Source organism: Pseudomonas sp. OIL-1, assembly GCF_010669185.1.
GTDB lineage: Bacteria > Pseudomonadota > Gammaproteobacteria > Pseudomonadales > Pseudomonadaceae > Halopseudomonas > Halopseudomonas profundi.
Window position 1 is genome coordinate 120,420 of the sequence record NZ_CP048629.1, and the last position, 12,951, is coordinate 133,370.

General features: G+C 57.9%; 12 protein-coding genes and 1 tRNA gene. 2 read left to right on the plus strand and 11 right to left on the minus strand.

The annotated features are described in order from the left end of the window. Positions 1 to 6 precede the first annotated feature (6 nt). From rlmN to trmJ, 5 genes are all read right to left on the minus strand, one after another. The gene (gene rlmN, locus G3M63_RS00560) at positions 7 to 1,158 is read right to left on the minus strand and encodes a 23S rRNA (adenine(2503)-C(2))-methyltransferase RlmN (protein WP_163981566.1); all 1,152 of its coding nucleotides are present in this window, start codon (positions 1,156 to 1,158) and stop codon (positions 7 to 9) included. Between the two features lie 35 nt (positions 1,159 to 1,193). Further along, positions 1,194 to 1,625, minus strand: a complete 432-nt coding sequence (ndk, locus tag G3M63_RS00565) for a nucleoside-diphosphate kinase (protein WP_150299443.1) — start codon at positions 1,623 to 1,625, stop codon at positions 1,194 to 1,196. Positions 1,626 to 1,759: 134 nt separating this feature from the next. Then, a complete protein-coding gene (locus G3M63_RS00570; protein ID WP_163981567.1) occupies positions 1,760 to 2,914 on the minus strand; it encodes an IscS subfamily cysteine desulfurase in 1,155 nt (384 codons plus the stop codon). A gap of 7 nt (positions 2,915 to 2,921) precedes the next feature. Further along, positions 2,922 to 3,749, minus strand: coding sequence for a serine O-acetyltransferase (gene cysE, locus G3M63_RS00575; protein ID WP_163981568.1), 828 nt, complete (start codon positions 3,747 to 3,749; stop codon positions 2,922 to 2,924). A gap of 4 nt (positions 3,750 to 3,753) precedes the next feature. Further along, a complete protein-coding gene (gene trmJ / locus G3M63_RS00580) occupies positions 3,754 to 4,533 on the minus strand; it encodes a tRNA (cytosine(32)/uridine(32)-2'-O)-methyltransferase TrmJ (protein ID WP_223824947.1) in 780 nt (259 codons plus the stop codon). A gap of 176 nt (positions 4,534 to 4,709) precedes the next feature. Between trmJ and suhB the strand changes: the two genes are divergently transcribed. Continuing rightward, entirely contained in the window at positions 4,710 to 5,525 is an 816-nt protein-coding gene (gene suhB, locus G3M63_RS00585; protein ID WP_150299440.1) for an inositol-phosphate phosphatase, read from the plus strand. 82 nt (positions 5,526 to 5,607) lie between these two features. On the opposite strand, the gene secF is transcribed toward suhB, so the two are convergent. From secF to queA, 5 genes are all read right to left on the minus strand, one after another. Continuing rightward, positions 5,608 to 6,525, minus strand: coding sequence for a protein translocase subunit SecF (gene secF / locus G3M63_RS00590; RefSeq protein WP_163981569.1), 918 nt, complete (start codon positions 6,523 to 6,525; stop codon positions 5,608 to 5,610). A 9-nt stretch (positions 6,526 to 6,534) separates the two neighbouring features. Beyond that, a complete protein-coding gene (secD, locus tag G3M63_RS00595; RefSeq protein ID WP_163981570.1) occupies positions 6,535 to 8,403 on the minus strand; it encodes a protein translocase subunit SecD in 1,869 nt (622 codons plus the stop codon). A 62-nt stretch (positions 8,404 to 8,465) separates the two neighbouring features. Next, on the minus strand, positions 8,466 to 8,798 hold the full coding sequence (gene yajC / locus G3M63_RS00600) for a preprotein translocase subunit YajC (RefSeq protein ID WP_150299437.1): 333 nt from the start codon (positions 8,796 to 8,798) through the stop codon (positions 8,466 to 8,468). Positions 8,799 to 8,855: 57 nt separating this feature from the next. Continuing rightward, positions 8,856 to 9,974 (minus strand): tRNA guanosine(34) transglycosylase Tgt, encoded by a 1,119-nt coding sequence (gene tgt, locus G3M63_RS00605; protein WP_163984149.1) that lies wholly within the window; start codon positions 9,972 to 9,974, stop codon positions 8,856 to 8,858. Between the two features lie 5 nt (positions 9,975 to 9,979). Continuing rightward, a complete protein-coding gene (queA, locus tag G3M63_RS00610) occupies positions 9,980 to 11,029 on the minus strand; it encodes a tRNA preQ1(34) S-adenosylmethionine ribosyltransferase-isomerase QueA (RefSeq protein ID WP_163981571.1) in 1,050 nt (349 codons plus the stop codon). Positions 11,030 to 11,150: 121 nt separating this feature from the next. On the opposite strand from queA, the gene G3M63_RS00615 reads away from it, so the two are divergent. Continuing rightward, positions 11,151 to 11,237: transfer RNA gene (locus G3M63_RS00615), tRNA-Leu, on the plus strand. 577 nt (positions 11,238 to 11,814) lie between these two features. Here G3M63_RS00615 and G3M63_RS00620 read toward each other — a convergent pair. After that, positions 11,815 to 12,843, minus strand: coding sequence for an IS110 family transposase (locus G3M63_RS00620; RefSeq protein WP_150302441.1), 1,029 nt, complete (start codon positions 12,841 to 12,843; stop codon positions 11,815 to 11,817). Between the last annotated feature and the right edge of the window lie 108 nt (positions 12,844 to 12,951).

The following is a 12,951-nucleotide window of genomic DNA, read 5'->3' on the forward strand; positions in this document are numbered from 1 at the left end:
AGGCTATCAGCGGCCAACGGCTGAGTGTTGCAGCTCTGCCTGCTCATCAGCTGCGAGCTGTCGAACCGCAATATAGCGCGCACTGCGGCGCGTCTTGTCGGCCACCTGGCCGACCAACTGACCGCAGGCTGCATCGATATCTTCGCCCCGTGTTATGCGGACCGTCACGTTATGATCCGCTTTGTGCAGAATATCCTGGAACCTGCGAATTACGTTGTTGCTTGGGCGCTCGTAACCGGAATGCGGAAACGGGTTAAACGGGATCAGGTTGATCTTGCACGGCGTGTTCCGCAGCAACTCGATCATCTGCTCAGCATGCTCAGGCTGGTCGTTCACATCCTTGAGCAGCGTGTATTCAATCGTCAGCACGCGTTTTTCGCCGAGCCGACTCATATAGTTGTTGCACGCTTCGAGCAGCATTTTCAGGGGGTACTTCTTGTTCAGAGGCACCAGCTGATTGCGCAGCTCATCATTCGGGGCGTGCAACGACAACGCCAGTGCCACATCGGTCACCGTCGCCAGCTTGTCAATCATCGGCACCACGCCCGAAGTGGACAGGGTCACCTTGCGCTTGGATATACCGTAGCCCAGGTCATCCATCATCAGCGTCATGGCATCCACAACGTTGTCGAAGTTAAACAAAGGCTCACCCATGCCCATCATCACGACGTTGGTAATGGCCCGGTCCGCCGTGGCCGGAACGCTACCGAAAGACTTGTTCGCCACCCACACCTGGCCAATGATTTCGGCCACGCTCAGGTCGCTGTTGAAACCCTGCTTGCCTGTCGAGCAGAAACTGCAGTCCAGCGCACAGCCAGCCTGGGACGAAACGCACAGAGTGCCCCGCCCGTTCTGCGGAATATAGACAGTTTCAACACAGCTACCAGACGCCACGCGCACCACCCACTTGCGCGTGCCATCCTTGGAAATATCTTCGCTGACCACTTCCGGGCCGCGAATTTCAGCAACAGCCCTGAGCTTTTCGCGCAGGGCCTTGCTGATATTGGTCATATCATCAAAGCTGTCCACACCGCAGTGATGGATCCACTTCATGATTTGACCGGCACGAAAACGCTTTTCCCCGAGCTGCTCGAAGAAGGCTTCCATTTTCGGCTGGGTCAGACCCAGCAGATTGATTTTGCCGTTTGCATCAGTCATGGCGTTCACATCACTTTGGTATGGATAATTGCTGATCAGCGAGTGCGTGAGCACAGCTCGGTTTCAGCAAAGAAGTAGCCGATTTCACGTGCCGCGGAGGTAGTGGAATCAGACCCGTGTACAGCGTTTGCGTCGATGGATTCAGCGAAGTCAGCACGGATAGTGCCGGCATCGGCTTCCTTCGGATTGGTAGCGCCCATCAGCTCACGGTTCTTCAGGACTGCGCCTTCGCCTTCCAGCACCTGGACAACAACCGGACCGGAAGTCATGAAGCCAACCAGATCCTTGAAGAAGGGACGCTCTTTGTGCTCGGCATAAAAGCCTTCAGCGTCGGCCTGTGACAGCTGTACCATTTTTGCAGCAACAATGCTCAGATTGGCCTGCTCGAAGCGGCTAAGGATCTGACCAACGACATTCTTGGCAACGGCATCGGGCTTGATAATGGACAGGGTGCGTTCAACGGCCATGAAACTCTCCAGATAGATAAGTTGAGGATAGTGGATTACAAGGATTTGTTAACCCGCGGATTATACGCAGGTTGCATGGAAATACGTAACAGCAGCGGCGCCGGTCTTATCCGGAAACAAAAGCCTGAGCCAGACTAGCCAGCCTGGCGCAGACGCCCGACCACTTCACACAGCACTGTCGCTGCGCGCTGAACATCCTCGGCGCTGGTGAAGCGACCCAGCGACAAGCGAATGGAGCTGTGCGCCAACGCGTCAGGCAAACCGATACCGCGCAGCACGTAGGAAGGCTCCACCGTGGCCGAGGTGCAGGCAGAACCAGTGGACAGCGCCAGGTCGCGTAAAGAAAGCAGCAAAAGCTCGCCGTCCACGGCCTCGAAAGCGAGATTGAGATTGTGCGGGATACGCTGCTCAGCACTGCCATTGAGATGCACACCGGATAATCCGCTCAGCCCTTGCATCAGACTATCGCGCAAGCTGCTGATACGCTCGCGCTCAGTGTTCATTTCCGCGCCGGCGATGGCGAAAGCCTCGCCCATTCCGACTATCTGGTGCGTCGGCAGCGTCCCGGAGCGCATGCCACGCTCATGGCCACCGCCATGAATGATCGCATCAGGACGCACATCGAGCGAGCGACGCACAAATAATGCACCGACACCCTTGGGGCCGTACGTCTTGTGCGCGCTGAATGACATCAGGTCGACTGGCAGCGTCTTGAGATCTATGGGCAGTTTGCCGGTGGACTGCGCCGCATCCACGTGAAACAACACACCACGCTCGCGCGCAACGGCTCCCAGCGCCGCAATATCGTTGATCGTGCCGATTTCGTTGTTTACATGCATCAGAGTGATCAGCACGGTGTCGCTGCGAATCGCTTCCTCGAGCGTCTCGACCGGGATGATACCCTCAGCACCAGGCTCAAGATAACTGACGTCAAAGCCTTCGCGCTCAAGCTGCTTGCAGCTATCGAGCACCGCCTTGTGCTCGATGCGCGACGTCACAATGTGGCTGCCGCGGTCACGCAAGGCGCGCGCCACGCCCTTGATCGCCAGGTTATTGGATTCAGTGGCGCCGGAAGTCCAGACAATCTCGCGCGGGTCGGCACCCACCAGATCAGCTACCTGTCGACGCCCCAGCTCAATCGCTTCCTCGGCCTGCCAGCCATAGATATGCGAGCGCGATGCCGGGTTGGCGAAATTGCCGTCCATGGTGAGACATCCCATCATCTTTTCCGCAACGCGCGGATCGACCGGAGTAGTCGCTGCGTAATCAAGATAAATCGGAAGTTTCATGGAGCCCTCAGTGCTGCGCCTGTTGCGGAGCCGACTCGGCTGCAACGGCTTCATCTTCGGTTGAGGCTTCATCCTTGAGCGCCTCGAAATCCTCATCATTCAGTGTCGGCAGATCCTTGGCGCAGTAATCACTGCCCAACTCCTTGAGCGCGTCGCACATTCCTTCGAGCCGGCCATCGACAGCATGCAGATGGTCGAGCATCTGACCGATCGCCTTGGCAACCGGGTCCGGCATATCGTTGGTCACACCATAGGCGTCGAAGCCGAGTTTTTCAGCCATTGCCTGACGCTTGGCAGTCTTGGCGTCGGCCGCAGCGGCGGGCTCCTTGAGAATGATGCGTCCAGGGATACCGACAGCAGTGGCGCCGGCAGGTACCGCCTTAGTGACTACAGCGTTGGAACCGATCTTCGCACCCGCGCCCACCGTAAAGGGACCAAGCACTTTGGCACCCGCGCCAACCACCACACCGTCTTCCAGCGTCGGGTGGCGCTTGCCCTTGTTCCAGCTGGTTCCGCCCAGCGTGACACCCTGGTAAAGCGTAACGTCATCGCCGATTTCGGCTGTCTCCCCAATCACTACGCCCATACCGTGATCGATGAAGAATCGCCTGCCGAGCCTCGCGCCGGGATGAATTTCGATACCCGTCGCCCAGCGTGCGAAATTGGAAACCATGCGCGCGAGCAGCCGAGCGTCCCGAACCCATAGAGCATTCGCCAGCCGATGCAGCCAAATGGCGTGCAGCCCTGGATAGCAGAACAGCACCTCGAGCGTATTACGGGCCGCCGGGTCCCGGTGAAACACGCTGGCGATGTCTTCCTTCATGCGCTTGAACATTGGCTTAACGTCTCCGCTCACCGGACGCCTGTACGCCGATGGCTTTCTGGGTTTCGGTCAGGATACCGCGCAATATATTCATTTCCACCTGGTTTATTTGCACCCGGCCGTACAAGCGGCGCAGACGCGGCATCAACTGGCGCGGCTTTGCCGGATCGAGGAATCCGATCTCCATCAATACCTGCTCCAGGTGCGTGAAATAACGCTCCAGATCCTCAGCCGTGGCCGGGATCTCGTTCTGGCGGTTGGTGGTTTCCAGCTTATGCATTTTGGTCGGCTGACCCTGGCGTTGCAGGTAGGCCATGCGCAGTTCATAGGCCAGCACCTGCACAGCCGCGCCCAGATTCAGCGAGCTGAACTCAGGGTTCGACGGGATATGTACGTGGAATTGACAGCGCTGCAGTTCCTCACTGGTCAGGCCCGAGTCCTCGCGACCGAACACCAGGGCGATCTCGGCGCTGTCCAGCTCCTCGAGCTGATCCAATACCTTGCTAGCCGCCTCGCGGGGGTCAACCACTGGCCAGGGGATCCGTCGATCGCGGGCACTGGTGCCCATCACCAGCGTGCAGTCGGCAATAGCCTCTTCCAGCGTGGCGACGACCTGTGCGCCGGCCAGTACATCGTCGGCACCGGATGCTCTGGCCTGCGCGTTCGGATCGGGATAGCGCTCCGGATCCACCAGCACCAGACGGGTCAATCCCATATTCTTCATGGCCCGCGCTGCACCCCCGATATTGCCGGGATGGCTGGTATTGACCAAGACCACGCGAACTCTGTCGAACACTGGACACTCCCGGAATGCTCTGAGGAAAATAAGGCGTGCATGGTACAAAAGCCTGAACGCCATGACTACGCTGTTCATTCGCATCAAGACTGTTGCGTTTGTCGCAGCGGCAACTAAACGCCAACAAATCTGCTACAATTCGCCGCTTTTCCAGCTCCTTCTGAAGAGATACACGTATGCAGCCCATGTTGAACATCGCCCTGCGCGCCGCGCGCAGCGCTGGAGAACAGATCTACCGCTCCATAGAACGTCTTGATGTTCTGACCGTCAACGAAAAAGAGGCGCATGACTACGTCACCGAAGTCGATCGAGCTGCGGAACAGACCATCATCTACCATTTGCGCAAAGCCTATCCGGATCATGGCATCCATGCCGAAGAGTCCGGCTTTCAGCCTGGCAGCGGTGAAGGCGCCGATGTGGTATGGATCATCGATCCTCTGGACGGCACCACCAACTTTGTGCGCGGCGTGCCTCACTTCGCTGTCAGCATCGCCTGCCGTATCAAAGGTCGCATTGAACACGCGGTCGTACTGGATCCCGTCCGTCAGGAAGAGTTTACCGCCAGTCGCGGTCGTGGCGCCGCATTGAATGGCAAACGCCTGCGCGTCAGCGCACGCAAGAGCCTGGAAGGCGCCTTGCTTGGAACAGGGTTTCCATTCAAGGAAAACCAGCTCGACGCACTGGACAATTATCTCGGCATGTTCCGTAGCCTGGTAGGCCAAACCTCCGGCATCCGCCGTGCCGGCGCTGCCAGCCTGGATCTGGCGTACGTCGCCGCGGGGCGCTACGACGCGTTCTGGGAGTTCGGTCTGGCTGAATGGGACATGGCTGCAGGCAGTCTGCTTATTCAGGAAGCCGGCGGTCTGGTCAGCGACTTCACCGGCAACCACCTGTTCCTCGAGAAAGGCCATGTCGTGGCCGGCAACCCCAAGTGTTTCAAGGCGGTGCTCACTGCTATCCAGCCGCACCTGACACCGGCAATGAAACGCTGATTTTGCTCTGGCAGCGGTAACGCCACACAAAAAACCCGGCTCTTCGCAGAGCCGGGTTTTTTAATGTCCCGTCAACGCCGGTTCACGGACGATCATCCACCGCTGCCTCCTCCAGCTGCGGCGGGATCAGGTCCTCGCGGGTCAGGTTCATCGTCATCAGCAGGCCGTTTGACACATAGATCGAGGAGTAGGTACCGATACCCACCCCGACTATCAACGCCAACGCGAAGCCCTGGATATTCTCACCGCCGAAAAAGTACAGAGCGAACAGCACCAGCAAAGTCGAAGCCGACGTCGCCAAGGTCCGCGCCAGCGTCTGGGTGGTGGCGATATCGATAACCTCTTCCAGCTCCGTCTTGCGCATCAATCGCAGGTTTTCCCGCACCCGGTCGAATACCACGATGGTGTCGTTCAACGAATAACCGATCACCGCCAGCAGCGCAGCGAGGACGGTCAGATCGAAGGACAGACCGAAGAACGAGAACACCCCAAGCGTAAAGATGACATCGTGCACCAGCGCCACAATCGCGGAAACCGCGAATTTCATCTGGAAGCGCAGGGACACGTACAGCAGGATGCCACCCATGGCCAGCAGCATGCCCAGGCCGCCCTTGTCGCGCAGCTCTTCCCCCACTTGTGGGCCAATAAACTCGACGCGCTTTATCGTAACGTCGCCGCCCTCTTCAGTCTGAATCAGCCGCGCGATTTCTGCACCCAGGTCAGGGTTTTCACTGGCCAGTCGAATCAGAACGTCGCGGGAGGAGCCGAAGTTCTGCACGACCGCACCGTCCCAACCCGCGTCGGCAAGCGTTCCACGGATCGACTCCAGATCCGCCGGCTCAGCGTAATTGAGCTCGATCAGCGCGCCACCGGTAAAGTCCAGACCCAGATTGAGCTGTTTGATAGCCAGACTGGCAATGGAACCGATCATCAGGACCACTGCGACCGCAAAGAAGAACTTACGCAGGCTCATGAATTTGATTGTGTTTTTAGTCAGCATGATGAGCCCTCACAGCCACAGCTTCTTGATGTCACGTCCACCGACGGACAAGTTGATCATGGCACGTGTCACCATGATGGCGCTGAACATCGAGGTCAGGATCCCGAGCGACAACGTAACCGCGAAGCCCTTGATGGGGCCAGAACCCATGGCAAACAGGATCACACCCACCAGCAAAGTAGTCAGGTTACCGTCAATGATCGCCGAGAACGCCTTGTCATAACCTTCATGCAATGCGCGCTGCGGAGTCATGCCCGCGGCAATCTCCTCCTTTATACGGGAGAAGATGAGTACGTTGGCATCCACCGCCATGCCCAGCGTCAGTACGATACCCGCAATACCCGGCAGCGTTAGCGTAGCGCCCAACATGGACATCAGCGCCAGCAACAGCACCAGGTTGAACGTCAGCGCAACGCCAGCGACCAGGCCAAACGCCTTGTACAACACCAGGATGAAAATCAGCACCAGAACAAAGCCGACCTGGGTGGCCGAAATACCCTTGGCGATGTTTTCTGCACCCAGGCTCGGGCCAATGGTCCGCTCTTCGACAAAATGCATCGGCGCCGCCAGACCACCAGCGCGTAGCAGCAACGCCAGCTCGGAGGCCTCAGCCGGGGAATCCAGACCGGTAATGCGGAACTGGTTACCGAGCGTGCTCTGGATGGTCGCCAGACTGATAATGGACTTTTCTTCAACGAAAGCCGGAACCTCGACAGTCTGCATTTCGCCGTCGACTTCCTGCTGCACCTCGCGGCTGATCTGGCGCTGCTCGATAAAGAGCACCGCCATACCGCGACCGATATTATTGCGCGTGGCACGGGTCATCAGCTCGCCGCCATGGCCATCCAGGCGGATATTCACCTGCGGCCGGCCGTTCTCGTCGAAATTCGATTGAGCGTCCGTGACCTGATCACCGGTGAGAATAATACTGCGTTCGATATCCGCCGACGGCCGTCCCTCCTGCCGGAACTCGAAGCTTTCCACCGTGGCGCGCGGCGCGTTCGGCTCGGCAGCGAGACGGAATTCCAGGTTCGCTGTCTTGCCGAGAATCCGCTTGGCTTCGGCCGTATCCTGCACACCAGGCAGCTCAACCACGATGCGATTGGCGCCCTGACGCTGAACCAGCGGCTCGGCGACACCCAGCTCGTTGACCCGGTTGCGCACGGTGGTCAGGTTCTGGCTGACAGCGTAATCCCGAATCTCCGACAGCTCTGCATCGGTCAGGGTCAGCTGCAGCACCTGAAGATTCTGACGCGTGCCGGTGGTGATCTGAAACTGGGTGAATTGCCGGGAGACGATCCGGCGCGCCTGGTCAAGCTCCTCGTCATCGTTGAAGCCGAACTGCAACATATTGCCCTGATTCGGCAGGCTGCGATAACGCACGCGCTCACCGCGGAGCAAGCTGCGCACTTCGCTTTCGTAGACATTCAGGCGGTTTTCAATCGCCTTTTCCATGTCGACTTCCAGAAGGAAATGCACCCCGCCAGACAGATCCAGGCCGAGAGTCATAGGGCCAGCACCGATATTCATCAACCACTCGGGAGTGGTTGGCGCCAGGTTCTGCGCCACAACGTAGTCGCCACCCAGAGTGCGCTTGACCACGTCCTGCGCCGGCAATTGCTGACCGCGATTAACCAGACGAACCAGGCCGGAACTGTCGTTGTCTGCAACCTCGACGCCCTTGGTCGCGATTCCGGCCTGCTCCAGCGCCGATTCGATGCGCGAGAGGTCGTTCTCGTTGATAGTCTGGGTAGAGCTTGCGCCGGAAATCTGTATGGCCGGATCATCCGGATAGAGGTTGGGCAAGGCGTAAATTGCCCCGAGCCCGAGGACCACGAGGATCAGCAGGTATTTCCAGAGAGGGTAACGATTGAGCATGTGAGGGCCCGCTAACGATCCGGGCGCCAATTGAGGCGCCCGGAAAGATGATTATTGACGAATCAGATGGCTTTCAGCGTGCCCTTCGGCAATGCAGCGACTACAGCGCCCTTCTGGAATTTCAGTTCATGGCCATCGCCCACTTCAAGCACGATGAACTCGTCGGTGACTTTGCGAACCTTGCCCAGGATGCCGCCACCGGTAACCACTTCATCGCCGACGCTGAGGCCGCCGATCAGATTCTTGTGTTCCTTGGCACGTTTGGCCTGGGGGCGCCAGATCATCAGATAGAAGATGACCAGAAAGCCGAGCAGGAAAACCCACTCGAAACCACCGCCCATAGGCGCAGCTCCGTCAGCGGTCTGGGCCATGGCGGCGGGAATGAAAAAACTCATGTGTAGCTCCTGTTATGAACGCGCAAGAAAAGAATAATGGGGCCTCCCTGGCGCTTTTCAAGCCTCAAGAGGAGGTACCGGCAGGCCGAGCCGAGCGTAGAAATCATCTACAAAGCGGGACAATGTACCTTGTTGAATGGCACCGCGCAAACCGGCCATAACACGTTGATAGTGCCGCAGGTTATGGATGGTATTGAGCATGCTGCCAAGCATTTCGCCGCACTTGTCGAGATGGTGCAGATAGGCACGGGTGAAGTGCTGGCAGGTATAACAATCACAACCCGGATCAAGCGGCGAATCGTCATGACGATGCACCGCATTGCGGATCTTGATCACGCCGCTATCGGTGAACAGATGACCATTACGCGCATTGCGGGTTGGCATCACGCAGTCGAACATATCGACCCCGCGACGCACACCTTCAACCAGGTCCTCCGGCTTGCCTACGCCCATCAGATAGCGCGGCTTGTCCGCAGGCATTCTCGGCGGCAGGAAATCCAGCACCCGTATCATTTCAGACTTGGGCTCGCCTACCGACAGCCCGCCAATCGCCAGTCCGTCGAAACCGATCTGCTCCAGCCCATCCAGCGAACGCATGCGAAGATCTTCGTGCATACCGCCCTGTACGATCCCGAACAGCGCCGACGGGTTACCTTCATGGGCAGCCTTTGAACGCTTGGCCCAGCGTAATGACAACTCCATCGAACGGCGCGCTACGTCTTCCTCGGCAGGGTAAGGCGTGCACTCATCAAAGATCATGACAATATCGGAGCCCAGATCCCGCTGGACCTGCATTGACTCCTCAGGCCCCATGAACACCTTGGCACCATCAACGGGTGAGGAGAAATACACGCCCTCTTCCTTGATCTTGCGCATCGCGCCCAGGCTGAACACCTGAAATCCACCCGAGTCGGTAAGGATCGGCCCCTTCCATTGCATGAAGTCATGCAGGTCGCCGTGCTTCTTGATCACCTCGGTACCGGGTCGTAACCAGAGGTGGAATGTATTGCCAAGGATGATATGCGCGCCAATCGCTTCAACGTCGCGCGGCAACATGCCTTTCACCGTACCGTATGTACCTACGGGCATGAAAGCTGGCGTTTCCACCACACCCCGCGGAAAAGTCAGCCGGCCACGACGGGCCTTGCCATCGGTGGCCAACAATTCGAACTGCATATGACTCATTGAATATCCTCGGGTCCGGTTGCGGCCGGGTTGCGGGTGATGAACATGGCATCACCGTAACTGAAGAAACGGTAGCGCTCGGAGACAGCGGCGCGATAGGCCGCCATGGTCTGCGTATAACCGGCAAATGCCGAGACCAGCATCAGCAGCGTTGACTCCGGCAAGTGAAAATTGGTTACCAGCGCATCAACCACATGAAAGGGTTTGCCGGGGTAGATGAAAATATCGGTATCGCCGCTGAAAGGCGTCAGCTCGCCGTCCTGCGCGGCGGTTTCCAGAGATCGCACGCTGGTTGTACCCACTGCGACGACACGTCCACCGCGCGCCCTGCAGGCATTGACGGCGTCAACCACTGCCTGGCTGACCTCCAGCCACTCACTGTGCATGTGATGCTCTTCGATGCGCTCTACCCGAACTGGCTGAAAGGTGCCCGCCCCGACGTGGAGTGTCACCTGCGCCGTTTCCACGCCCTTCTCGGCAATGGCCTCAAGCAGCTGGTTGTCGAAATGCAGACCCGCGGTGGGTGCCGCGACCGCCCCCTCACGCTGCGCATAGACAGTCTGGTAGCGTTCACGGTCCGCGGTTTCATCCGGACGGTCGATATAGGGCGGCAGGGGCATGTGTCCAACGCGGTTCAGCAGTGGCAGCACCGGCTCACTGAATGCCAGCTCGAACAAGGCGTCATGCCGGCCGAGCATTTCAGCCTGGGCATCACCATCCAACACAATCCTGCTGCCGGGTTTCGGCGACTTACTGGAACGCACATGGGCCAGCACGCGATACGAATCGAGTACGCGCTCGATGAGGATTTCCAGCTGACCGCCAGTTTCCTTGCGGCCAAACAGCCGCGCCGGAATAACCCGGGTGTTGTTGAACACCATCAGATCTCCAGGACGCAGAAACTCAAGCAGATCAACAAACTGCCTGTGCTCCAGCTCGCCGGACGGGCCGTCCAGACACAACAGGCGACTGCCCCGCCGCTCGGCCAACGGATGATGAGCAATCAGGTCATCCGGGAGATCAAATTGAAAATCGCTGACACGCATGCTGAGGTCGATCCGGTGGGGATGAAAAGGCCGCGTATATTAGCGGAAATACTGGTATCAAACCATTGACCTCGCCCGCATCCGATTCGTATACTCCGCGCCGGCTTGCTTGAAGCGCAAAGCCTCGATGGCGGAATTGGTAGACGCGGCGGATTCAAAATCCGTTTCTGGTGACAGAGTGGGAGTTCGATTCTCCCTCGAGGCACCATCTGTAGTTTTAAGATGGTATCAGCAAGACCCGAAACACCCCGAAAAACCCGCCCTGTGCGGGTTTTTTGTTGTCTACAGTTCCCGTACGTTGCCTCGCAGCCCGAATGTTCAGGGGCAAGCTTGGGGCTTGACCGACTCGGTCAAATACGCGCCCCTACGCCAAAGGCTTCGAGGGGAAAGGCTTCGTGCCCACACCGCCGGCTCCAAACCAGTCCAGTATTAAGTTACCTCGCCGTATCGCTCGTTCACGCCAACCCAGCGTACAACGCTCGCAGCGAGGCTATTGAACGCTGACCAATGGAGTGTCGTATATGGTCCCCTCCCTCTTTGCAAGGCCTCCAGCATTTGATGGCATGTAGGTTGTCTGTCGTATATCCGGCCTCTGTATGCAACCTGCGGCTGCGGGCCTCGATGAGTACCGTAAGTGTATCGTCCTAATCGAGTTCACGGCCTTGATGGCCCTGACCCTCCGCAGGTTTTCGATACACCGGCCTAACCTGTGTTGTCATCGCTTGCTGATTGCCTTCGCAACCTTGGGGGGAACTCCTCTTGTTAACCCGTGCCTTGCCCAGCTTTTACTGACTGATATTGATCGCCCGATAAGGTTCACAGCGGGTTACAACAGCCCAGCCTATGCGTACCAACTTGTTCGCTAGAGCAATGACTGCCTTGTTGTAGCCTCGTCGCTCAATCAGGTTGCACACCCATCGACTGAGTCTGTCATTGCGCTTGCTGGCCACGCGCGCGAATGCCCTGGCACCATGCACCAGCAACGCCCGCATACGTTTGTCGCCACATTTGGAGATCCTGCCCAGGATAATTTTGCCTCCCGTACTGTATTGCTTGGGGACCAGCCCCATAGCGGCGGAGGCATCCCGGCCATTCTTGAATTGGTGGCCATCGCCTATCCAGCAGCGGAAGGCACTGCTGACGATTTCGCCATAGCCCGGGATGCTCATTAGATTCTGGCAGACCTCATCCTGATTCGCTCTGATCTCAATCTGTTGTGTGTACCACTCCAGTTCCTGCTCCCAAATGCAGTACTGCTGATACTGACGATTGACCAGTTCGCGCAGACGCCAAGGCAATCCGTTCTCAGGATCTTCCAGCAAGGCTACGACCGTCTTGCGGAAGTTCGCCTTGCCTTCGGGCATGACAATGCCGTGCTCTGCCAGCAGGGCGCGTGTGCGATTGATCAACCCGATTTGGTCGGCAAGCAGAGCCTGCCGCATGCGTTGAAGGCTTTGATCCAGCTGCTGCTCAACCGTTTTCACCGCAACGGCGCGTACTCGCCCATATTGAGCTGCCTCGGCTATGGCTTCGGCATCGTTATAATCGTTCTTCTGACGGCGCAAGTAAGCCTTGATGTGCTGCGGTGGCAATAGCTTCACTTGATGACCAGCTGCTTCAATTTCCCGTGCCCAGTAATGGGATCCGGAACAGGCTTCCATGGCCACTACTGCTTGCGGGTAATTCGCCAAAAAAGCCAATACCTGCTGACGGCGAAGCTTCTTGCGGTGCACCTGTTTACCCGACGGGTCCAGAACGACAACGAAGAAAATAGCCTTTGCCAGATCGATGCCGACTGTCATAGATTTGTTCATGGTCTCCTCCTGTCTCCGTTCGCTTCTCAATAGATGTTTAGCATCTATTCTCAGGCGCATCACGACGCCGTAGAGGGAGAGGGAGGAGACCATCTCATCGAGTTCCAT

Coding starts and splice junctions, on each gene's coding strand:
- secF (WP_163981569.1), bottom strand. CDS start 6,525: ATGCTGACTAAAAACACAATCAAATTCATGAGCCTGCGTAAGTTCTTC.
- ndk (WP_150299443.1), bottom strand. CDS start 1,625: ATGGCCGTTGAACGCACCCTGTCCATTATCAAGCCCGATGCCGTTGCC.
- tgt (WP_163984149.1), bottom strand. CDS start 9,974: ATGCAGTTCGAATTGTTGGCCACCGATGGCAAGGCCCGTCGTGGCCGG.
- G3M63_RS00620 (WP_150302441.1), bottom strand. CDS start 12,843: ATGAACAAATCTATGACAGTCGGCATCGATCTGGCAAAGGCTATTTTC.
- rlmN (WP_163981566.1), bottom strand. CDS start 1,158: ATGACTGATGCAAACGGCAAAATCAATCTGCTGGGTCTGACCCAGCCG.
- G3M63_RS00570 (WP_163981567.1), bottom strand. CDS start 2,914: ATGAAACTTCCGATTTATCTTGATTACGCAGCGACTACTCCGGTCGAT.
- yajC (WP_150299437.1), bottom strand. CDS start 8,798: ATGAGTTTTTTCATTCCCGCCGCCATGGCCCAGACCGCTGACGGAGCT.
- secD (WP_163981570.1), bottom strand. CDS start 8,403: ATGCTCAATCGTTACCCTCTCTGGAAATACCTGCTGATCCTCGTGGTC.
- suhB (WP_150299440.1), top strand. CDS start 4,710: ATGCAGCCCATGTTGAACATCGCCCTGCGCGCCGCGCGCAGCGCTGGA.
- queA (WP_163981571.1), bottom strand. CDS start 11,029: ATGCGTGTCAGCGATTTTCAATTTGATCTCCCGGATGACCTGATTGCT.
- cysE (WP_163981568.1), bottom strand. CDS start 3,749: ATGTTCAAGCGCATGAAGGAAGACATCGCCAGCGTGTTTCACCGGGAC.